This window comes from Spirosoma sordidisoli (genome assembly GCF_004138325.1).
Classification (GTDB): domain Bacteria; phylum Bacteroidota; class Bacteroidia; order Cytophagales; family Spirosomataceae; genus Spirosoma; species Spirosoma sordidisoli.
This window is the reverse complement of sequence record NZ_SBLB01000003.1, coordinates 494,859-511,900: the sequence shown is the minus strand read 5'-3', so window position 1 is coordinate 511,900 and position 17,042 is coordinate 494,859. Positions and strand designations below refer to the sequence as shown.

Below are 17,042 nucleotides of genomic sequence, written 5' to 3'. Positions count from 1 at the left end.
TTTCAATTATAGGCCTTATGACTAGGCAACATATACTAGTCACTGGCAGATGTCGCTCAATAGCGCAAGGGTGTATAATGGCCTTGCCTTTTGTTGAATGGATGCAGGATCAACCCTGGCTCACTCATTTTCACCGTATCCAAGCCCTGTCGGCACACCGTACTGATTTGCCAGGAGGCTATGCTGTGCGTACAGATTATCATCGTATTGTCAGATAGACTTTTATGATGCTTTAACCCGTCTTCGTTCTGGTCGATTCGCTTCACTAAGTAGGTTTGGCCAAACTACGCTTACTGTAGAAACACGGACCCTTACCCGAGAAATCTGCTATGAATGGACTACGCAACCCCTGGCTGCTGGGGGTAACTCTGGTCGCTTTATCCACCTGCCAACCCGGTGGCTTTACCGCCTTTGCGCAGGGACCGGGTCAGCGACTTCCGCTCCCGCCCATACCGATAAAAGGCGATACGACCCATACGCTATCCCGACACTTCATACCGGCCTCTGCCGCCCAAAAAACACCGGACGCTAGGGGCTTTATTCAGCGGTGGCTGATGCTGGAACCCGTGAAGAAAGATATCGCCCGAAATAATATATTCACCGACAACTACCTCAGAACCACGTTTTCGGCCGATAACTTCTCCAGCGATTATGCCACCGTTCCCCGGTCTGGCGAAACCGTAAAGATGGGAACTCAGGAACTAAGGTGGTACGCGCTGGACAGCAAGGCTTTCAACGTCAATTTATACCATTTTACCTACGCCCTTAACAAGCCCAAATACGGCATACTGGTCTGGCTGGTCACGGTCATCGATTGCCCCGAAGAAATGCAAAATGTCCGGATGGCGGCAGGCTGTAATTCCGGCAGCATGTGGTGGTTGAATGGTCAGGAAGCCCTGCTGCTTTCCGGCGACCGGGACATGATTGCCGATAATGGCACCTCGGCCCGACTAACGCTGAAGAAGGGACGAAACATCATCCGGGGAGCCGTCATAAACGGGCCGGGTATGGCTAATTTCTGCGTTCGCTTTTTGGACGAAAAAGGGACACCCGTGAAAAACTTCCGAATTGGATCCGAGTAATTGGCTAACTGATGGCATCCATTTTTTGTCATCCTGATAATGGAAGGATTTACTTTCTGAATTCCCAGAGACCCTTCCGTCGGTATGACAAAAGCCCTTCTGATAAAACCCCATGGTAGTAAAACGAACCGCTTCATGAAACGAATGCACGTAACTGGCCTGATAACCTTACTTGTCTTATTGATAACGCAAACCGTACTAGCCCAGATCGGAAGACCGTTTATCCACGATCCATCAACGATCGCTGCATGTGACGGTAAGTATTTCACCTTCGGCACCGGCGGTGGCGGGTTGATCTCTGACGATGGCTGGACCTGGTACGGTGGTGGGGTAAGGCCGGGTGGGGGAGCGGCCCCCGACGTTCTCAAAATTGGGGATCGTTACCTGGTTGTCTACGGAGCCACCGGTGGTTCTCCCAGCCACAAAGGCGCTATTCTGACCATGTGGAACAAGAGTCTGGACCCTAAATCCCCTGATTTCAAGTACTCCGAACCGATTGTGGTAGCGACCTCCGATGGCTACGAAGAGAACGACGCCATTGATCCCGGCCTGATGCTGGACCCGACTACCGGGCGACTATGGCTCACCTACGGTACCTATTTTGGCTATACCCGCCTGATTGAACTAGACCCCAAAACCGGGAAACTCAAGGCCGGGAACAAACCGGTAGATGTAGCCATCGTCTGCGAAGCCAGTACGCTCGTCTACCGCGACGGCTGGTACTACCTGCTGGCCACGCACGGCAGTTGCTGCGATGGGGCCAACTCGACCTACAATGTGGTAGTGGGTCGATCTAAAAAAATAACCGGCCCTTACCTCGATAACGTAGGCCGAAGTATGCTGGAAGGGGGCGGTAAACTGGTAGTGGCTACCCGGGGAGGGTTGATTGGCCCCGGGCATTTTGGCCACATCATACTGGAGCAAGGAGTTGAAAAAATGTCTCTCCATTACGAAGCCGATCTGGAGCAGGGTGGTCGAAGTGTGCTGGGCATACTGCCGGTGGTTTGGAAAGACGGGTGGCCGCTTGCCGGTGAAAAGTTTAGAGAAGGTACGTATGAAATCGAATCGGTCCGACGAGGCTATGGTCTCGAACTGGCCGTTGATTTCACCCGAATGCCCGTTGTACGCGGCTTTGGCCAGCCCAGCAACGACCCCATAAAGCCCGTTCCGGCCCAGCAATTAGCCGATGTCGTGAAAAACTGGCCAACCGGAGAGATCAAGGTAAGAATAGGCGACTATATGGCGCGCCCCCACCAGAAATGGACCATTACCGATGCGCCGGATACCACCGGCTATCTGGGTGGACCCTATTACAAGATCGTGCTGGCCGGAACCGATCGGGCCCTGGCGGCTACTGCCGATGCCGAACTAACAACGGTACCGGCGTTTACCGGTGCCCCTGAACAGTTGTGGCGAATCGATCAACTGACAGACGGCAGTTACCGGATAATGCCTAAGATCGTGCCAAATTCAAAAAAGAAGCTGGCGCTGGTCTCTTCGGGAGATAGCACCCCGACACTGGCGGAATTCGATGTCAACAGCGATAATTCCAAATGGAATTTTAGGGAACACTAAGCCCCAAAAAGTGACAGCCGGTTGTTGGTTTGGGGCCCGCCAGTTGCCGTCAGCAGGCACCGTGGCCGGGCTATTTTCTTCTACAGGCTGCAAAAACCTGTCAGCTTGTCCACATGGCTTGCCTCGTCTATCAATGTGACCGTGTGCAGTTCGTAACAAGTTGATCGTACGACCATGGTAATCCAGTGCTAGCAGATTGATAAACTCTGTTGCTACGAGCCTGCATAGACTATAGACAACTTTTGGGGTATTCTGGTTAATATGATGCGGTTTCCCGATAAAAAACGTACTTCACACCCCCAGATACATGTGTCGACCTAACCCAGTTCAATTTAAAAATGAATATCGGATCATCTACGCAGGATTTTAACGCGCTTCGGTACCCGATCGGTACATTTACCTTCGGCCAGTCCTACAGTACTGCCGAAACCAGCCAGCATATCGTCGGCCTCGACGAGTTACCCATAAAGCTAACCGAACTAGTGGGAAAGTGGGGCGACGACCGGCTCGATACGCCCTACCGCCCCGAAGGCTGGACTGTCCGTCAACTGGTACACCACGTGGCTGATAGCCACATGAACGGCTACATACGAACCAAGCTAGCCCTGACCGAAGCCAATCCAACCATAAAACCCTACGAAGAAGGCGATTGGGCCACGCTGCCCGACTCACGGCTCGATATCGCGCCGTCGCTGGTTATTCTGCGTAGTCTGCACCAGCGCTGGGTGGCTGTGCTGAGCCAGCTCGACGAAGCGGGTCTGGCCCGTACGTTTTACCATCCCGGCAGCGGCTATACCTACACCCTCGCCGAGCAGGCCGCTCATTACGCCTGGCATAGCGAGCACCACTACCAGCATATCAACCGACTCGCCGAGCGCAACGGCTGGAAATGATTTTTATGAATGATGAATGATGAATGATGAATGATGAATGATGAATGATATTGATCTCAATCGCGTTTATCGTTTATCATTCATCGTTACAATCGCGTTGTCATGCAGGAGCTGATCATACTACTTTTGTTGGGACTGGCACTGGGCTATCTGGGCTGGCGAGCTTACCGGTCGGTGGCGGTAAAACAGGCTGGTTGTGGTAAAGGATGCGGTTGCGAAACGGATTCGGCGCCTAAAGTACTTATTCGGAAATAAAGACTACTTTTTTAGTAGGCTAACATTTTGGCAATCCGATGGTTTGTTGTAGCAAATGAATGCTCAACGGATCATCGGATTTATTGTTTTTGCGCTGGCTTTTAGCCTTTCGGTTAGCTGTAACCGGGTTCGGTCCAAAGCGCCGGCCCAGCAGGATTTTGAACCAGCCATACCTGATCCTATTTCGTATGTGGCGGGAGATATTACCTTCCAGATCAAAGACCTCGAACGCAAGATCAACCAGTCGCTCAACCCGGTGCTGGTTACGGAAGAAACGTTTGAAGGCAAGAAAGGGGAGGCCTGGCGACTACGGGTCGAGCGGACCGGTCCGGTACAGATTCGGTATGACCGACAGCGGGTGTATCTGTCGGCTCCGCTGAAAGTCTGGTACAGCAACCCCATCGGTCTCCGCAAGCACCGGAAACGACGAACCCTGTGCGCGCTGTCGGTCAATTTTGCATCGCCCCTGACCGTTGGCGAAAACTGGCGATTGGCTACCCGCTCGCGCTTCGAGAATTACCAGTGGATACAGAAGCCTACGGTGCGGCTGCTGGGTATCAGGGTCAACATCACCAAACTGGCCGATACAATCCTGAACAAGCGCAAGGCCGAGATAGAACTCGCCATCGACAAAGCCGTTCATAACGAGCTGCGGCTCGATAAACACATCCGAAAAGTCTGGCGCGACGTACAGAAACCCCTCCGGATTACGCGCAAGCCCGAGGAGTTATGGCTGATACCGCGTCCGTTCAGTGTGGCCGCAGCCCCGGTTTATGGTAACCGGCAACGTATTACAGTGCCGTTGCAGATCGCCTTCCGGGTCGAAACGCGCGTTGGTCCCCGACCGGTTGAGCTTGAGCTGGAAAAGCTGCCCCGGCTGCAACGGCGCAACAAGCTGCCCGGCGCATCGCGGCTGCAGGTGCTTGCGTTTATTCCGTATGCCGATCTGAACCGGGTGCTGACCCGGAGTTTGCCCGAGCGCAAGCTGGATCTGGCCGGCGGAAATATTACCGTCAAGAACGCTACCGTATACGGCAACGGACGGTCGCTGATTTTGCGAACCGACGTGCGGGGTTCCGTCAACGGTACGCTTTACTTCCGGGGCCAGCCGGCCTACGACACCCTCAACAACACGCTCAAAGTAGAATACGTTGACTTCGACGTCGATACTAAGGAACGCATTTTTGCCACGGCCGACTGGCTTCTGCACGACCGTTTGCGCGATACCCTCCAGGCCGCCATGGTCGTTCCGCTCCGGACCCAGATCGATCAGATTCCGGGCAAGATCGAAACCGCTTTTGCGCGCAGCAAAGGGGGCGAGAAAACGGCACTGGATGTAGACCAGTTTCGTATGGTACCCCAGCGCATCGTAGTCCGGCCCGACGGGGTGCAGGTCCTGATCAGTGTGCAGTCTAAGGTGCAGGTGCTGGTGAAACGGCTGTAGGGTTCCACCGCCAGAGGTAGCGGCTAGCGGTGGTTCGGTAGGGTCGCCAGGCGTCGGCAATCTGGTGAATGACCTTGTAGAGCGCCCGGCCCGTCAGCCCCTCCGTCTGTTCGGGGTACGCCCGGATAACCCGCTGGCGGATAACCAGATCGTCGATCGGAAATACATCGGGCCGGTCCAGTACGAACATAAGCAGCATCTCTACTGTCCAGCGGCCCACGCCCCGGATCGGCAGCAGGTATTGAACGATCTCTTCATCGGTCATCGGGTCCAGGCGCGCCCGGTCAAACGCCAGTAGTTCGGCCTCTTCGGACTGACCCGCCCGGCTCAGCGAAAATTCCGCCACGCTTCGGAGGTAACTGATCTTCTGGGCCGACAGCCCTGCTCCGCGCAGCTCGTCGTTTGGTTTGGCCAGCAGCGCATCGGCATGCGGGTACCCGTCCGGAAAGAGCGCCCGAAACCGGGTGAAGATGGCGTCGGCGGCTTTTACCGAGATCTGCTGCGAAACGATGCTTTCCAGCAGCGCCAGATAAACGTCGTCGGCGTAGTCGCCAAAAATTTTCGGGCTCGGCGTTGCGGCAATGATCCGGGCCATTACCGGGTCCTGGGCGAGATGAAGAAGGGCGGGGTCAGCCATGAAAAGCAATCGTTAGGGCCGGTAAAGATAGGGCCCGGTTAGTAATCCCAATGCCGGTGTTTGCCCGATACGTCGAAGTGGACCATGCGGGGGGCCGACTTATGATAAAGTCCCAGTCCGCCTTGGCTGGCCGGGTTTGTCTGGTCCAGTTTGTCCAGCAGACGGGCTACGATCTGCACATCGGCATCGGTCCACTTCCCGTCCCGGTTGATGTCACCTACCCAAATATCGATAGCCAGACCCTGCTGATGACTGCTTTTTTTAGCTGACAGGGGCATCAGCCGGTTCAGCCAGGGGGGACGGTAGCCCGATATCAGCCAGTAACGGGGCTGGTACCCGGCTTTCCGGAGGGCGCTGGCCAGCAGCCGCTCTTTAGCCCGAACGCTGGGAGATAAGTGGGCGTAACTGATGGACAGGTAGGCCACTGCCAGAGCAGCAACGACACCGACCAGTAGGCCGGCAGCTTGTACAATACGCATGGTGAACAGGGGTGTGGATGAACGTAAACGCAGTTACCAGTATCGAATTTTAAAAACTGGAAGCTATGTAAGCAGAAAGGTTGTTAGGGTTCCTCGCGGGCGTATCGGGTCCGGAGTCGGCGGGCAACATCGCTGGCCAGTTCGTCGCGCATGCTGCGGTACAGTTCCCAGCGCGACGGGGGGAATGGGTTGGCCGACAGGAGACTGCTTCCGTTAAGGGCCCGGTTGTCGCCACTGAACGATTGCCACTCGGTTACCCAGCTGCGGGTCTCCCAGACGGTGTCGTGCCAGCGTTCGCGGCCGGTCTGGGTGTCGAGGGCGCGCAGCCGGAGGGCGAGTTCAGCGCTGATCTCCAGCCGGTAGGTAGTCAGCTTACCCGACACTTTTTCCATGATGTCGACGGTGGTGGAGTCGTTGATTTTTTTCTCACCCACTTTGTACTCCTGATTGCTGTAGACCGTTGTCGTCGATGAAGAACGGTTTTCATCGTAGGAGTCGTAGTCTGTCACCTGCATCTGAACCACCTCATGAATGAGATAGCCGTCGCCCGCGGTTTCGGTGGGCGGGTAAAGTCGTACCAGAGGGGCGGGGATGTCGTTCTGCCTGAGCTCGTTAAAAATAAGTTTTTCCAGCTCGGCGTTGTCAGACGAACTGATTTCATTCGTCGGGCTGAGGGGTTCGACGACCACGCGCAGGATGGCGAACGGGAACGCATCAGCGGCCTTGCCCCGGGCCTGTCGGTAATCAGGTACCCAGTCGAGGGCTTTCTTATAGTTTGCATACGCATCCCGGGCCGCGAGCCGGTTCTCTTCCCGGTAGGCGAAAGCTTCTTCGGCCAGCTCGTAGCGATCTTCGGCAGCCAGTTGCCGAACCTCGTTCTGGCGGTCGGCATACGAGGCCGGATACGCCGAAAGCCAGTCGGCGCAGCTGCGGCACCGGGCTGCGTTATCGGTCAGGGTCTGGAGCTGCTCATACTCAGCATGAACGGCTTCCCAGCGAAACGGACCGGGCTCGCCGGGGCGGGGTTTATCGGCCGCCGACAGGCGCTGGATCGTGGTCTGGTGTTGCCGGTAGGCTCGTTCAAAAGCCTCTTTCAGAACCAGCCCGGCCAGCCGATGGCCCCGTTTGCTCAGGCCGGGGTTCTGGTTGAGCCGGAACGAAGCACGCTGCACGGCCAGATCGAACTGGCCGTGACGAAGGGCCGTCTGGCCGCTGCTACAGGCGGTAACCAGACCGGCAAGAATAACGATGAGTAAGGAAGGGCGGTGCATGGTCGTAAACTACGAATTTGTGTTCATTTGACCACCTACCAGCCGACTTGGTTTATCTTTGGGTCGTAAAAAATAAGGCAGTCACGGAGACGAGTCCGAAACGCAGGGAATCACGCGTAAACGCCCCTTTATGTCGAAACACCGACGGTACCGTTCGGCCGAGAAAATGCTCGGTACATCGCCCGGTACGCTTACCTACGTAGGCGAAGAAATTCAGCATGCCACCCGCATCAAGCGCATCGACTATAACAGCACCGATTACCACGTCGACGATAATGCGCGGCTGAGCGCGTGCCGCCTGCCCGCCGAAGAGATTCCGCACATCACCTGGATCGACGTCGACGGCATTCATGAGCCAAAAGTGGTGCAGCGGCTGGGCGAGCAGTTTCAGCTGCACCCGCTGCTGCTCGAAGACGTGATGAACGTGGAGCAGAAGCCTAAGGTTGACCTCTACGACGATACGCAGGCTAACGAGAGTATTGTATACGTGACTCTCAAGATGCTGCACCACAACCGGCGGCAGCAGGAAATCGAAGCCGAACACATCAGTCTGGTGCTGGGGAAAAACTTCCTGATCACGTTTCAGGAAGAGCGATCGATGGATATTTTTCAGCCCGTCATCGAACGGATCAAGGCGTCGTCGGGTAAAACCCGGCGGAACGGTCCTGATTACCTGATGTATGCGCTCATGGACCTGATCGTTGACCACTACCTGGTCATTACCGAGCGGATCGGTGAAAAAATGGACGAGCTGGAAGATTATATCGTGCAGCAACGGGCCAACCAGCAGACGCTGGCTACGCTCTACCAGCTGAAACGGGAGCTGGCCTATATCCGGCGGGTGGTCAACCCGCTTCGCGACATGCTGGGCGTCCTGCTGCGCGAAGAGTCGGACCTGATTCAGCGATCGACTATGCCGTTCCTGCGCGACCTGGCCGACCACGTGAACCAGGTTATTGAAACCCTGGAGTCATACCGGGAGCAGATTGCGGGGCTGATGGATGTGTACTACTCCATTGTAAACAACCGCATGAACTCGGTCATGAAGACACTGACGATTATTTCGTCGATTTTTATTCCGCTGACGTTCATCGCCGGTATCTACGGCATGAACTTCGATAATATGCCTGAATTACGCACCCAGACCGGTTACTTCTGGACGCTGGCCGGTATGACCGCTATCGCCGTGGGCGAGGTGATCTACTTTAAGCGCCGGGGCTGGATGTAATCAGAAGGGCATCTGCTTATGACACCAACCCAACATTCCATCCGGCCCGTTTGGCTCACCGACTCCCGACAGCTCGCCGGCTCGGCCGACGAAGCCGTTTTCTTTGCCATCCGTGGAAGCCACCACGATGGGCACGATTACATCCATGATCTCTACCAGACCGGCGTTCGTCAGTTTGTCGTGGAGCGAGGGGCGCTCAGCCCTGACCGGCGGGCCGAACTGATCAACTACCCCGACGCGGAGTTTATCGAGGCCGACAGTAGCCTGCACCTGCTGCAAAAACTGGCGGCCGAACACCGGCGGCAGTTTCGGATTCCGGTGATCGGCATCACGGGTAGTAACGGCAAAACGATTGTGAAAGAATGGCTGGCTCAGTTGCTGGCCGACGAATACGTAATTGCCCGAAGCCCTAAAAGCTATAACTCGCAGCTGGGGGTACCACTGTCGGTACATGAACTCAACGAGCGGCATACGCTGGGCATCTTCGAAGCCGGTATCTCGCAGTCGCACGAGATGGCGGCCCTCGAAGCTATTATCCGGCCTACCCTGGGGATATTCACCAACATCGGTACCGCCCACGACGAGGGCTTCCGGACCCGCAAACAAAAAATAGCCGAGAAGCTACGGCTGTTTATTCACGCCAGCTCGCTGGTATATTGTGTCGACTACAGCGATGTCGATGAAGAAATCCGGCTCCTGCTCAAAGCGGTGAACCCCGATATGCGTTTCATGACCTGGTCGCTGACCGGCAAAGACGCGCTCTATCAGGCTACCCTTACCGCCGATCGGTTGCTGCTGACCGGCCCGGCGGGTTCGTATGAGTTGCGGATACCGTTCACCGATCCGGCTTCGGTCGAAAATCTGATTCACTGTCTGGTGACGATGCTGACCCTGCGCCGGTTCGATGGGGACGCCCTTCAGTTGCGACTGAACCGGCTGCGGCCCGTATCGATGCGGCTGGAGCAGAAAGAAGGCATCAATAATTGCGAACTGATCGACGACTCGTACAACAACGACGTGGCGGGGCTAACGCTGGCTCTTCGGTTTCTGAACCAGCAAAGCACGCGGAGCCGTCGGGTGGTTATCCTGTCGGACGTATTACAGTCGGGCCAGCCCGAGGAGGAACTTTACGAACAGGTGGCGGGGTTGATCCGGTCGGGCGAGGTGGCCTTGTTTGTGGGCATCGGGCCGGTCATGGGTCGCTACGCCCGGTTTTTTGCCGACAACAGCCTGTTTTACGAAACTACGGAGGAGTTTCTGACCCAGTTCCGGGTTGGTGACCTGCGCGATAGTACGGTGTTGGTGAAGGGCGCCCGGCCATTTTCGTTCGAGCGTATCGTAAACCGGCTGCAGCGGAAAGTCCACGGAACCCTGCTGGAAATCAATCTCGACTCGCTGACTCACAATCTTAACTACTACCGCGAGAAAGTAGGTGCCGATACCCGGATCATGGTTATGGTCAAAGCCTTCGCCTACGGAAGCGGAAGCGCCGAGGTAGCTCAGCTGCTCCAGTTTCATCGGGTCGACTACCTGGCCGTGGCCTATGCGGATGAGGGGGTGTCACTCCGCCAGAATGGCATTACCCTGCCGATCATGGTGATGAATCCTGCGCCCGAAACCTTTGCCACGCTACGTGAATATGGGCTGGAACCGGAAATGTACAGCCTGCGCCTGTTGCAGGAGTGGGTGCGGTTCTTGAAAGACAGATCGGGGGGCGTGCCGGCCCCATTATCCGTGCCCTCTATTCACCTCAAGGTCGATACGGGCATGCACCGGCTCGGTTTTCTGGAGAGCGAACTGCCCGGCGTCATCGACTACCTGCGCGAGCACCCCGAGCTGCGGGTGGCTACCGTATTCAGCCATCTGGTCGGGGCCGACGAGTCGCAGTTCAACGCCTTTTCGCAGCAGCAGTACGAAACCTTCCGGCGGTGTACCGACGCGCTCGAAGCCGGTCTGGGGTATATGCCCGTGCGGCATTTGCTGAATTCGGCCGGTATCGTTCGGTTTCCCGATTACAAACTGGATATGGTCCGGCTGGGCATTGGACTGTACGGGGTAGAAGCCAGCCACCTGGATACGGCCGCGCTTCGCCCCGTTGGCCGACTCAAAACGGTTATCAGCCAAATCAAAACCGTTCCGGCCGGTGAGTCCGTCGGATATAGTCGCCGGGGGGTGCTGAACCAGGAGGCCCGGATCGCCACCCTAGCCATTGGCTATGCCGATGGACTGGACAGGCGGCTGGGAAACGGCGTTGGGCAGATCGTGGTAAACGACACCCGATGCCCCATTGTCGGCAATGTATGCATGGATATGGTAATGATTGACGTGACCCGTGCATCGGCTTCGGAAGGTGATGAAGTAATTGTGTTTGGCCCCGAGCTACCCATCGGCGAACTGGCCCGCCAGATCGATACCATCCCGTACGAGTTGCTGACCGGCGTCAGCGAACGGGTAAAACGGGTATTTGTCAAGGAAGGAAACTAACGAAAGCCCCGGGGCAGTCATGCCGGAGCAGCGGTTTATTGACTGATTGAACCTGTTTGTCGGCCCCGGGGAATCCTGCGTTTAGTTGGTCTTTTTGGCCTTGACGGCTTCTACGTTTTTCTTGCGGTTCTCGAGTTCGGTAAGGGCGCTGGCCTGCTCGGTTTGGTTGGTCTCGATGTCTTTCTTAAGCTGTTCGAGCTCTTTGGCGTTTTCGTCCAGACGCTTCAGCAGGCGCTCTTTTTCTTTGGCGTTGGTTTCTATCTCGCGCTGGAGCCGCTCCCCGTTGCGGACCGATTTCTGGTGGTTCTTCTGGGCTTCGTCGAAACCCGTCTGCGCCAGCCGCACCTCCTGATCATACTGCGATCGGCTCGAAAACTCTTTCAGCAACGTCTCCGCGGCCGCATAAGCGGGATCGCCAGCCTTCACAAAGTTGCCGCTTCCCAGATCGAAAGCAGCAAAAATGGTAGCCGAGGTTCTGGACGATTTTACCGTGCTGGTCAGATTGATGGGTTCGGGCGAGATGGCAGAAATATCCGCATTGGGAACCCGGTACGTACCCCGCGACGCTGACAGGCGCCCATAGCTCTTCAGAAACGTTTCCCAGTCTTTCTCGATTTGTTTGCCATCACCCTGGAGAGTCAGGTAGAGGCCGCTTAGTTTGGCTTTGTCGACGGTGGTTTCGCCCGCATAGATGGTCTGGGCGCTCAGCCGGGGCCCCGACAGTGTGATCAGCAGCAGGGCGAGTAACAGGTTCTTTTTCATTGGATATACAATCAGTGGGATGATATGTGGTGGCATTACCAGCAGGTAAGCCTACATGCATACGGTTCCGGTGGTGAAAATGTTCCGCCGGGGTCAATTCGCTTTGCGGCATACAACCAAACGCTTGTCGCCGTTGAGGAGGGTGGTGGCAAACAGGTACTGATCCCCACCTTCCTGCAGGCTCAGTTTTTTGCGTAGTTCGGCAACCGTCTGCGGAAAATTACGGACGGTCAGGTTCGCTTTCAGCCTCGGCACAACGGCCTGCAACGCCTTACGCTCGGCCCGGATGTGCTGCTCAACCCTGAATATACGACCCGGGAAATCGGCACGCAGCGTATCGCTGGTATACAGATGCGAGTGAGGGGCCAGTTTGAGGAGGCCGAAACGGGAGGCCACCAGCCGAAAGGCGCCGGCTTTCAGTACAGCTGCGTTGGGCTCGTACAAATAGGCCTGTGGGTCACCAAACTGAACCTCGGCGGTGCGCTCTTCCTGTCGCCGAAAACAAATGTGTATAGTATTATCTGATAATAAGTTAACAGCGTTAACCTCGATCAGTGCTTGATCTATAGGCTGACGGTCGACGATGAACAACACTTCTTTTACCTCGCCCTGTAAGGCAACAATATGAACGGCCCGTACGCCCTGTGCCGGGCCACTTAGCTGCCGGATCGTAGCATCGATATCGATCAGGGGTGAGGTTTTCAGCAGGATAGTACTGGCTTTGGTCAGCAGGCCGGCCAGCACGTCTGGTTTCGACAGATCCGGCTCGCAGTCGGCCAGCCGAACTACTTTACCGCCCTGTTCGTCGCGCCGGTGCGGGTCGAGATACAGCCAGTCGGCGGGTTCGCTGAGGGTCTGTACAACCACCAGTCCATTACCCGTCTGCACCGTTACATTGGTCAGGCCAAGGGTCGCCAGATTGCTGGCAGCCAGTTCGGCCAGTTCTGGCTGCTGCTCTACGTATATGACCGTACGTAAGCGCTGCGCGAAGGCCCAGGTGTCAACGCCCATACCGCCCGTCAGATCGAGCAGCAACCCGCCCTGAACCAGCGACGCCTTGTACCGGGCGGTGGCTTCTGAGGAAGCCTGTTCAACCGATAGGGCGGGGGGAAATACCAGTTCGTCGGTCTCGTACCAGGTAGGCAGTTTATACCGGGCTTTCTGACGGGCACTCAGCTGAGCGGCCAGCTTTTTCAGGTCCAGACCGGCGGGATTGGGGCGCAGCAGGAGCGCACTGATATCATCGGTTCGGTGTTCGCGGATGAACTGCTGTTCTTTTTCAGAAAGTCTGGTCAAAATGTAAGTCAGGATAAGTAATTGAGTAATTTTAACCTCTTTAGACAACATGCAACGTTATAGGTGTAACTGGCATTGACCGACCAGCCAGCTCCCCGAATCCGCCCTTCTTATGCAACGAGTAAGTCCAGTTCGTACGCTCACGAACTACAAATCAGCCTGGCTGCGTCAGGATATTCCCGCCGGTCTGTCCGTCTTTCTGGTGGCGTTGCCACTCTGCCTGGGCATTGCACTGGCATCCGGAGCTCCTTTGTTTTCGGGCCTGGTGGCCGGGGTCATTGGCGGCATAGTGGTTGGTCTGCTCTCGGGCTCTGAGGTCAGCGTCAGTGGGCCGGCTGCCGGGCTGGCGGTTATCGTTGCCGATGCTATTGCAAAAATAGGGTCTTACGAAGCATTTCTGGTAGCGGTCGTACTGGCTGGTCTTTTCCAGCTGGTCCTGGGGCTGATTAAAGCCGGTCGGTTCAGCGGTTTTTTCCCGGATAGCGTCATCAAAGGAATGCTGGTGGCCATCGGTATCGTTATCATTCTGAAACAGATTCCACACGCCCTCGGCCGTGACAATGATTACGAGGGCGAGTTCGAGTTTCAGCAACTGGCCGATGGGGAAAATACCCTGTCAGAAATATACCGGGCTATAGAAACGGCCAGTCCGGGCGCGGTTGTCATCAGTCTGTCATCGCTGCTGTTCCTGATCGGCTGGGAGCGGATCGCCGGGCGCAGTACCCGAACGTTCTTCAAAAACTTTCCGTCGGCGCTGGTGGTGGTTATTATGGGCGTGATGCTGAACGAGTTTTTTCGGATTAGTGTACCGTCCTGGTACCTGGGCGACACGGCCCATCAGCACATGGTCCAGATCCCGACTATCGCTCCGGGAAAAAACTTTTTCTCGATCTTCGATTTTCCCGACCTGAGCGCGCTGAGCAACCCGAGCGTGTATGCTATCGCGGCTACCATCGCCCTGGTTGCGAGTCTGGAAACCCTGCTGAACCTCGAAGCGTCGGACCGGCTCGATGCCCAGAAACGGGTGTCGTCAACGAATCAGGAGCTGATTGCCCAGGGTGTCGGCAATATGGTGTCGGGGCTGATCGGCGGGTTGCCCATTACCTCGGTGGTCGTACGGTCGTCCGCTAACGTGTATGGAGGGGCCCGCACCCGGATATCGGCCGTGCTGCACGGGGTGCTGCTGCTGGTAGCGGTCTTTCTGGGTGGCCCGCTGCTGAACCTGGTGCCGTTGTCGTGCCTGGCCGCCGTGCTCATTATGGTTGGCTACAAGCTGGCCAAACCCACTATCTTCAGGAAGAGTTATAAAGATGGCTGGAGCCAGTTCATCCCCTTTATCGTGACGGTGCTGGGTATTGTCTTTACCGATCTGCTGAAGGGCATTGCACTCGGAACCGTTGTAGGCATTATCTACGTACTCTATACCAATTTTCAGTCTACCTTCCGGCTGGTGCGCGAGGGAAATCAGGTGCTCATCCTGGTCGAAAAAGACTTGTTTTTCTTGAGCAAGCCCCAGCTGAAAGAAGCGCTTGGGAGCCTGCGAACGGGCGACCAGGTTGTTGTCGACGGACAAAAGGCCGCGTTCATCGATCACGACATTTATAACATGCTGTATGACTTTCAGGATGTTGCTGCCGCGCAGGGCATTCAGTACGAGCTACGCGATGTGAACCTGAGCACCCGGCGCCGGCCGCGCGAGGAGGTACTGGTTAATCACTGAATCATTCCACTACACGTGCTGAACAAAACGCCCCGACTTGCGGAAAGTCGGGGCGTTTTGCTGGTGTCCGGTCAGCATAGCACCGCTGTATACCCCTCCGGCACGAAAATCTTGCCGGGTTTTGGGCTCTCTATCAGGACAATAGCTATAAAATTCGCAACTAGGTCAAACACCCTTTATAGTCTGGTGTTTTAATAGAGAGTAAAGTATAGCCTTTGAACCCATGGAAGCACAACATCAAAGCGGCAACGGTCATCCAACGAATGGTCAGTCAGCGCAGAACGGCAGCACCGATGATCAAACCCTGACAACCCGGCAGGGGCATCCCATCCGCGATAATCAGAATACCCGTACGGTCGGCAGCCGTGGACCAACTACGCTCGAGAACTACCAGTTTCTGGAAAAGATTACCCATTTTGACCGGGAGCGTATTCCGGAGCGGGTTGTTCACGCCCGGGGAGCGGGCGCCCATGGGTATTTCGAAGCCTACGGAACCGTTGGCGATGAGCCCGTTTCGACCTATACCCGGGCCAAACTGTTTCAGCAGAAAGGAAAGAAAACGCCTGTATTCGTACGTTTTTCGTCGGTGATCCACGGTGGTCATTCTCCCGAAACGCTGCGCGACCCCCGCGGTTTTGCTACCAAATTCTACACCGAAGACGGAAACTGGGATTTGGTGGGTAATAACCTGAAGGTGTTTTTCATCCGGGATGCTATGAAGTTCCCGGATCTGGTCCATGCTTTTAAGCCCGATCCTGTAACGAATCGGCAGGACGGCGAGCGTATCTTCGACTTCATCAGCAACACGCCGGAAGCGATGCACATGATCACGTTCCTGTTTTCGCCCTGGGGTATCCCGGCCAACTACCGGCAAATGCAGGGGTCGGGGGTGAACACCTACAAGTGGGTCAATGAAGCGGGTGAAGCCGTACTGGTTAAATACCACTGGGAGCCAAAACAGGGCATCAGAAACCTGACGCAGGAGCAGGCTGAACAGATTCAGGGTAAGAACTTCAACCACTCGACCCAGGACCTGTACGATGCGATCGAGCGGGGTGAATTTCCGGAATGGGAGTTCTGCGTGCAGATCATGAGCGACGACGAGCATCCCGAACTCGACTTCGACCCGCTGGACGATACCAAGCTCTGGCCAACCGACCAGTTCCCTTTCCTGCCGGTGGGGCGTATGGTGCTGGATCGAAACCCGGAGAATTACTTTGCCGAGGTCGAGCAGTCGGCCTTCGGAACCGGGGTGCTGGTCGACGGACTCGACTTCTCGGACGACAAGATGTTGCAGGGCCGGACGCTGTCGTATTCCGATACCCAGCGGTACCGGGTGGGCGCCAACTACCTGCAACTACCCATCAATGCGCCGAAGAAACGGGTGGCGACCAACCAGCGCGACGGACAGATGGCCTACCATGTTGATACGGCCCCGGGCCAGAACCCGCACGTCAACTACGAGCCTTCGTCGCTGGGTGGCTTAAAAGAATCAGCGACGGTTGGCCCGGATCATACGCCCTATGTAGCGGGAAACCTGGTGCGGCAGAAGATTGAACGCACCAACGACTTCAAACAGGCGGGTGAACGGTATCGCCTGTTCGAGGACTGGGAGCGCGATGACCTGATCAATAACCTGGTTGGAGCGCTCAAGCCGGCGCATAAGATCGTACAGGACAAGATGATCGAGCTGTTCACGAAATGTGATGAGGACTACGGCCGTCGGGTCGCCGAAGGACTTCGTGAACCCAACAATGGCCATGCCACCCCAACGGAGACGCAGGCCGAAGGCGTTCGTCAGGCCGCCGAAGAATCGCAGTCGGCCCAGCCTTATTAGATGATTAGAAGAACTTACAAACCAGGCCCGCGTACAATTCTGTACACGGGCCTGGTTCGTATCGTGGGCCCGCAGTTGG

13 protein-coding genes are annotated in these 17,042 nt (G+C 56.2%); 8 read left to right on the top strand and 5 right to left on the bottom strand.

The features are described from left to right. Positions 1-329: 329 nt before the first annotated feature. The 4 genes from EQG79_RS14060 (at position 330) to EQG79_RS14040 (ending at position 5,249) form a co-directional block, all read left to right on the top strand. Positions 330-1,082: an acetylxylan esterase gene (locus EQG79_RS14060; protein WP_129602001.1), complete on the top strand. Its 753-nt coding sequence runs from the start codon at positions 330-332 to the stop codon at positions 1,080-1,082. Positions 1,083-1,217: 135 nt separating this feature from the next. Further along, positions 1,218-2,657 (top strand): family 43 glycosylhydrolase, encoded by a 1,440-nt coding sequence (locus EQG79_RS14055; protein ID WP_077920083.1) that lies wholly within the window; start codon positions 1,218-1,220, stop codon positions 2,655-2,657. Between the two features lie 338 nt (positions 2,658-2,995). Then, positions 2,996-3,550, top strand: coding sequence for a YfiT family bacillithiol transferase (locus tag EQG79_RS14050; protein WP_077919687.1), 555 nt, complete (start codon positions 2,996-2,998; stop codon positions 3,548-3,550). Between the two features lie 310 nt (positions 3,551-3,860). Next, the gene (locus EQG79_RS14040; protein ID WP_129601999.1) at positions 3,861-5,249 is read left to right on the top strand and encodes a DUF4403 family protein; all 1,389 of its coding nucleotides are present in this window, start codon (positions 3,861-3,863) and stop codon (positions 5,247-5,249) included. Here the strand turns inward: EQG79_RS14040 and EQG79_RS14035 are convergent. The 3 genes from EQG79_RS14035 to EQG79_RS14025 all read right to left on the bottom strand — a co-directional run bounded on the left by EQG79_RS14035 (position 5,218) and on the right by EQG79_RS14025 (position 7,636). After that, complete coding sequence (locus EQG79_RS14035; protein WP_129601997.1) at positions 5,218-5,886, bottom strand: DNA-3-methyladenine glycosylase family protein; 669 nt, start codon at positions 5,884-5,886, stop codon at positions 5,218-5,220. The genes EQG79_RS14040 and EQG79_RS14035 overlap by 32 nt on opposite strands. A 38-nt stretch (positions 5,887-5,924) precedes the next feature. Then, a complete protein-coding gene (locus tag EQG79_RS14030; RefSeq protein ID WP_129601994.1) occupies positions 5,925-6,365 on the bottom strand; it encodes a DUF882 domain-containing protein in 441 nt (146 codons plus the stop codon). An 83-nt stretch (positions 6,366-6,448) separates the two neighbouring features. Continuing rightward, complete coding sequence (locus EQG79_RS14025; RefSeq protein WP_077919683.1) at positions 6,449-7,636, bottom strand: hypothetical protein; 1,188 nt, start codon at positions 7,634-7,636, stop codon at positions 6,449-6,451. 130 nt (positions 7,637-7,766) lie between these two features. Here EQG79_RS14025 and corA point away from each other — a divergent pair, with 130 nt between their 5' ends. Together corA and EQG79_RS14015 are read left to right on the top strand one after the other, a co-directional pair. Continuing rightward, positions 7,767-8,864 (top strand): magnesium/cobalt transporter CorA, encoded by a 1,098-nt coding sequence (gene corA, locus EQG79_RS14020; RefSeq protein WP_129601992.1) that lies wholly within the window; start codon positions 7,767-7,769, stop codon positions 8,862-8,864. Positions 8,865-8,882: 18 nt separating this feature from the next. Next, complete coding sequence (locus EQG79_RS14015; RefSeq protein ID WP_129601990.1) at positions 8,883-11,348, top strand: bifunctional UDP-N-acetylmuramoyl-tripeptide:D-alanyl-D-alanine ligase/alanine racemase; 2,466 nt, start codon at positions 8,883-8,885, stop codon at positions 11,346-11,348. 81 nt (positions 11,349-11,429) lie between these two features. Here EQG79_RS14015 and EQG79_RS14010 read toward each other — a convergent pair whose 3' ends face one another. Both EQG79_RS14010 and EQG79_RS14005 read right to left on the bottom strand, forming a co-directional pair. Further along, a complete protein-coding gene (locus tag EQG79_RS14010; protein ID WP_129601988.1) occupies positions 11,430-12,110 on the bottom strand; it encodes a hypothetical protein in 681 nt (226 codons plus the stop codon). Positions 12,111-12,203: 93 nt separating this feature from the next. Further along, on the bottom strand, positions 12,204-13,406 hold the full coding sequence (locus EQG79_RS14005; protein ID WP_165358891.1) for a THUMP-like domain-containing protein: 1,203 nt from the start codon (positions 13,404-13,406) through the stop codon (positions 12,204-12,206). A 112-nt stretch (positions 13,407-13,518) separates the two neighbouring features. Between EQG79_RS14005 and EQG79_RS14000 the strand changes: the two genes are divergently transcribed. After that, positions 13,519-15,126, top strand: a complete 1,608-nt coding sequence (locus EQG79_RS14000) for a SulP family inorganic anion transporter (RefSeq protein WP_129601984.1) — start codon at positions 13,519-13,521, stop codon at positions 15,124-15,126. A gap of 223 nt (positions 15,127-15,349) precedes the next feature. After that, entirely contained in the window at positions 15,350-16,963 is a 1,614-nt protein-coding gene (locus tag EQG79_RS13995; RefSeq protein WP_077919677.1) for a catalase, read from the top strand. The last annotated feature ends 79 nt before the right edge of the window (positions 16,964-17,042 follow it).

Coding starts and splice junctions, on each gene's coding strand:
- EQG79_RS14060 (WP_129602001.1), top strand. CDS start 330: ATGAATGGACTACGCAACCCCTGGCTGCTGGGGGTAACTCTGGTCGCT.
- EQG79_RS14055 (WP_077920083.1), top strand. CDS start 1,218: ATGAAACGAATGCACGTAACTGGCCTGATAACCTTACTTGTCTTATTG.
- EQG79_RS14050 (WP_077919687.1), top strand. CDS start 2,996: ATGAATATCGGATCATCTACGCAGGATTTTAACGCGCTTCGGTACCCG.
- EQG79_RS14040 (WP_129601999.1), top strand. CDS start 3,861: ATGAATGCTCAACGGATCATCGGATTTATTGTTTTTGCGCTGGCTTTT.
- EQG79_RS14035 (WP_129601997.1), bottom strand. CDS start 5,886: ATGGCTGACCCCGCCCTTCTTCATCTCGCCCAGGACCCGGTAATGGCC.
- EQG79_RS14030 (WP_129601994.1), bottom strand. CDS start 6,365: ATGCGTATTGTACAAGCTGCCGGCCTACTGGTCGGTGTCGTTGCTGCT.
- EQG79_RS14025 (WP_077919683.1), bottom strand. CDS start 7,636: ATGCACCGCCCTTCCTTACTCATCGTTATTCTTGCCGGTCTGGTTACC.
- corA (WP_129601992.1), top strand. CDS start 7,767: ATGTCGAAACACCGACGGTACCGTTCGGCCGAGAAAATGCTCGGTACA.
- EQG79_RS14015 (WP_129601990.1), top strand. CDS start 8,883: ATGACACCAACCCAACATTCCATCCGGCCCGTTTGGCTCACCGACTCC.
- EQG79_RS14010 (WP_129601988.1), bottom strand. CDS start 12,110: ATGAAAAAGAACCTGTTACTCGCCCTGCTGCTGATCACACTGTCGGGG.
- EQG79_RS14000 (WP_129601984.1), top strand. CDS start 13,519: ATGCAACGAGTAAGTCCAGTTCGTACGCTCACGAACTACAAATCAGCC.
- EQG79_RS13995 (WP_077919677.1), top strand. CDS start 15,350: ATGGAAGCACAACATCAAAGCGGCAACGGTCATCCAACGAATGGTCAG.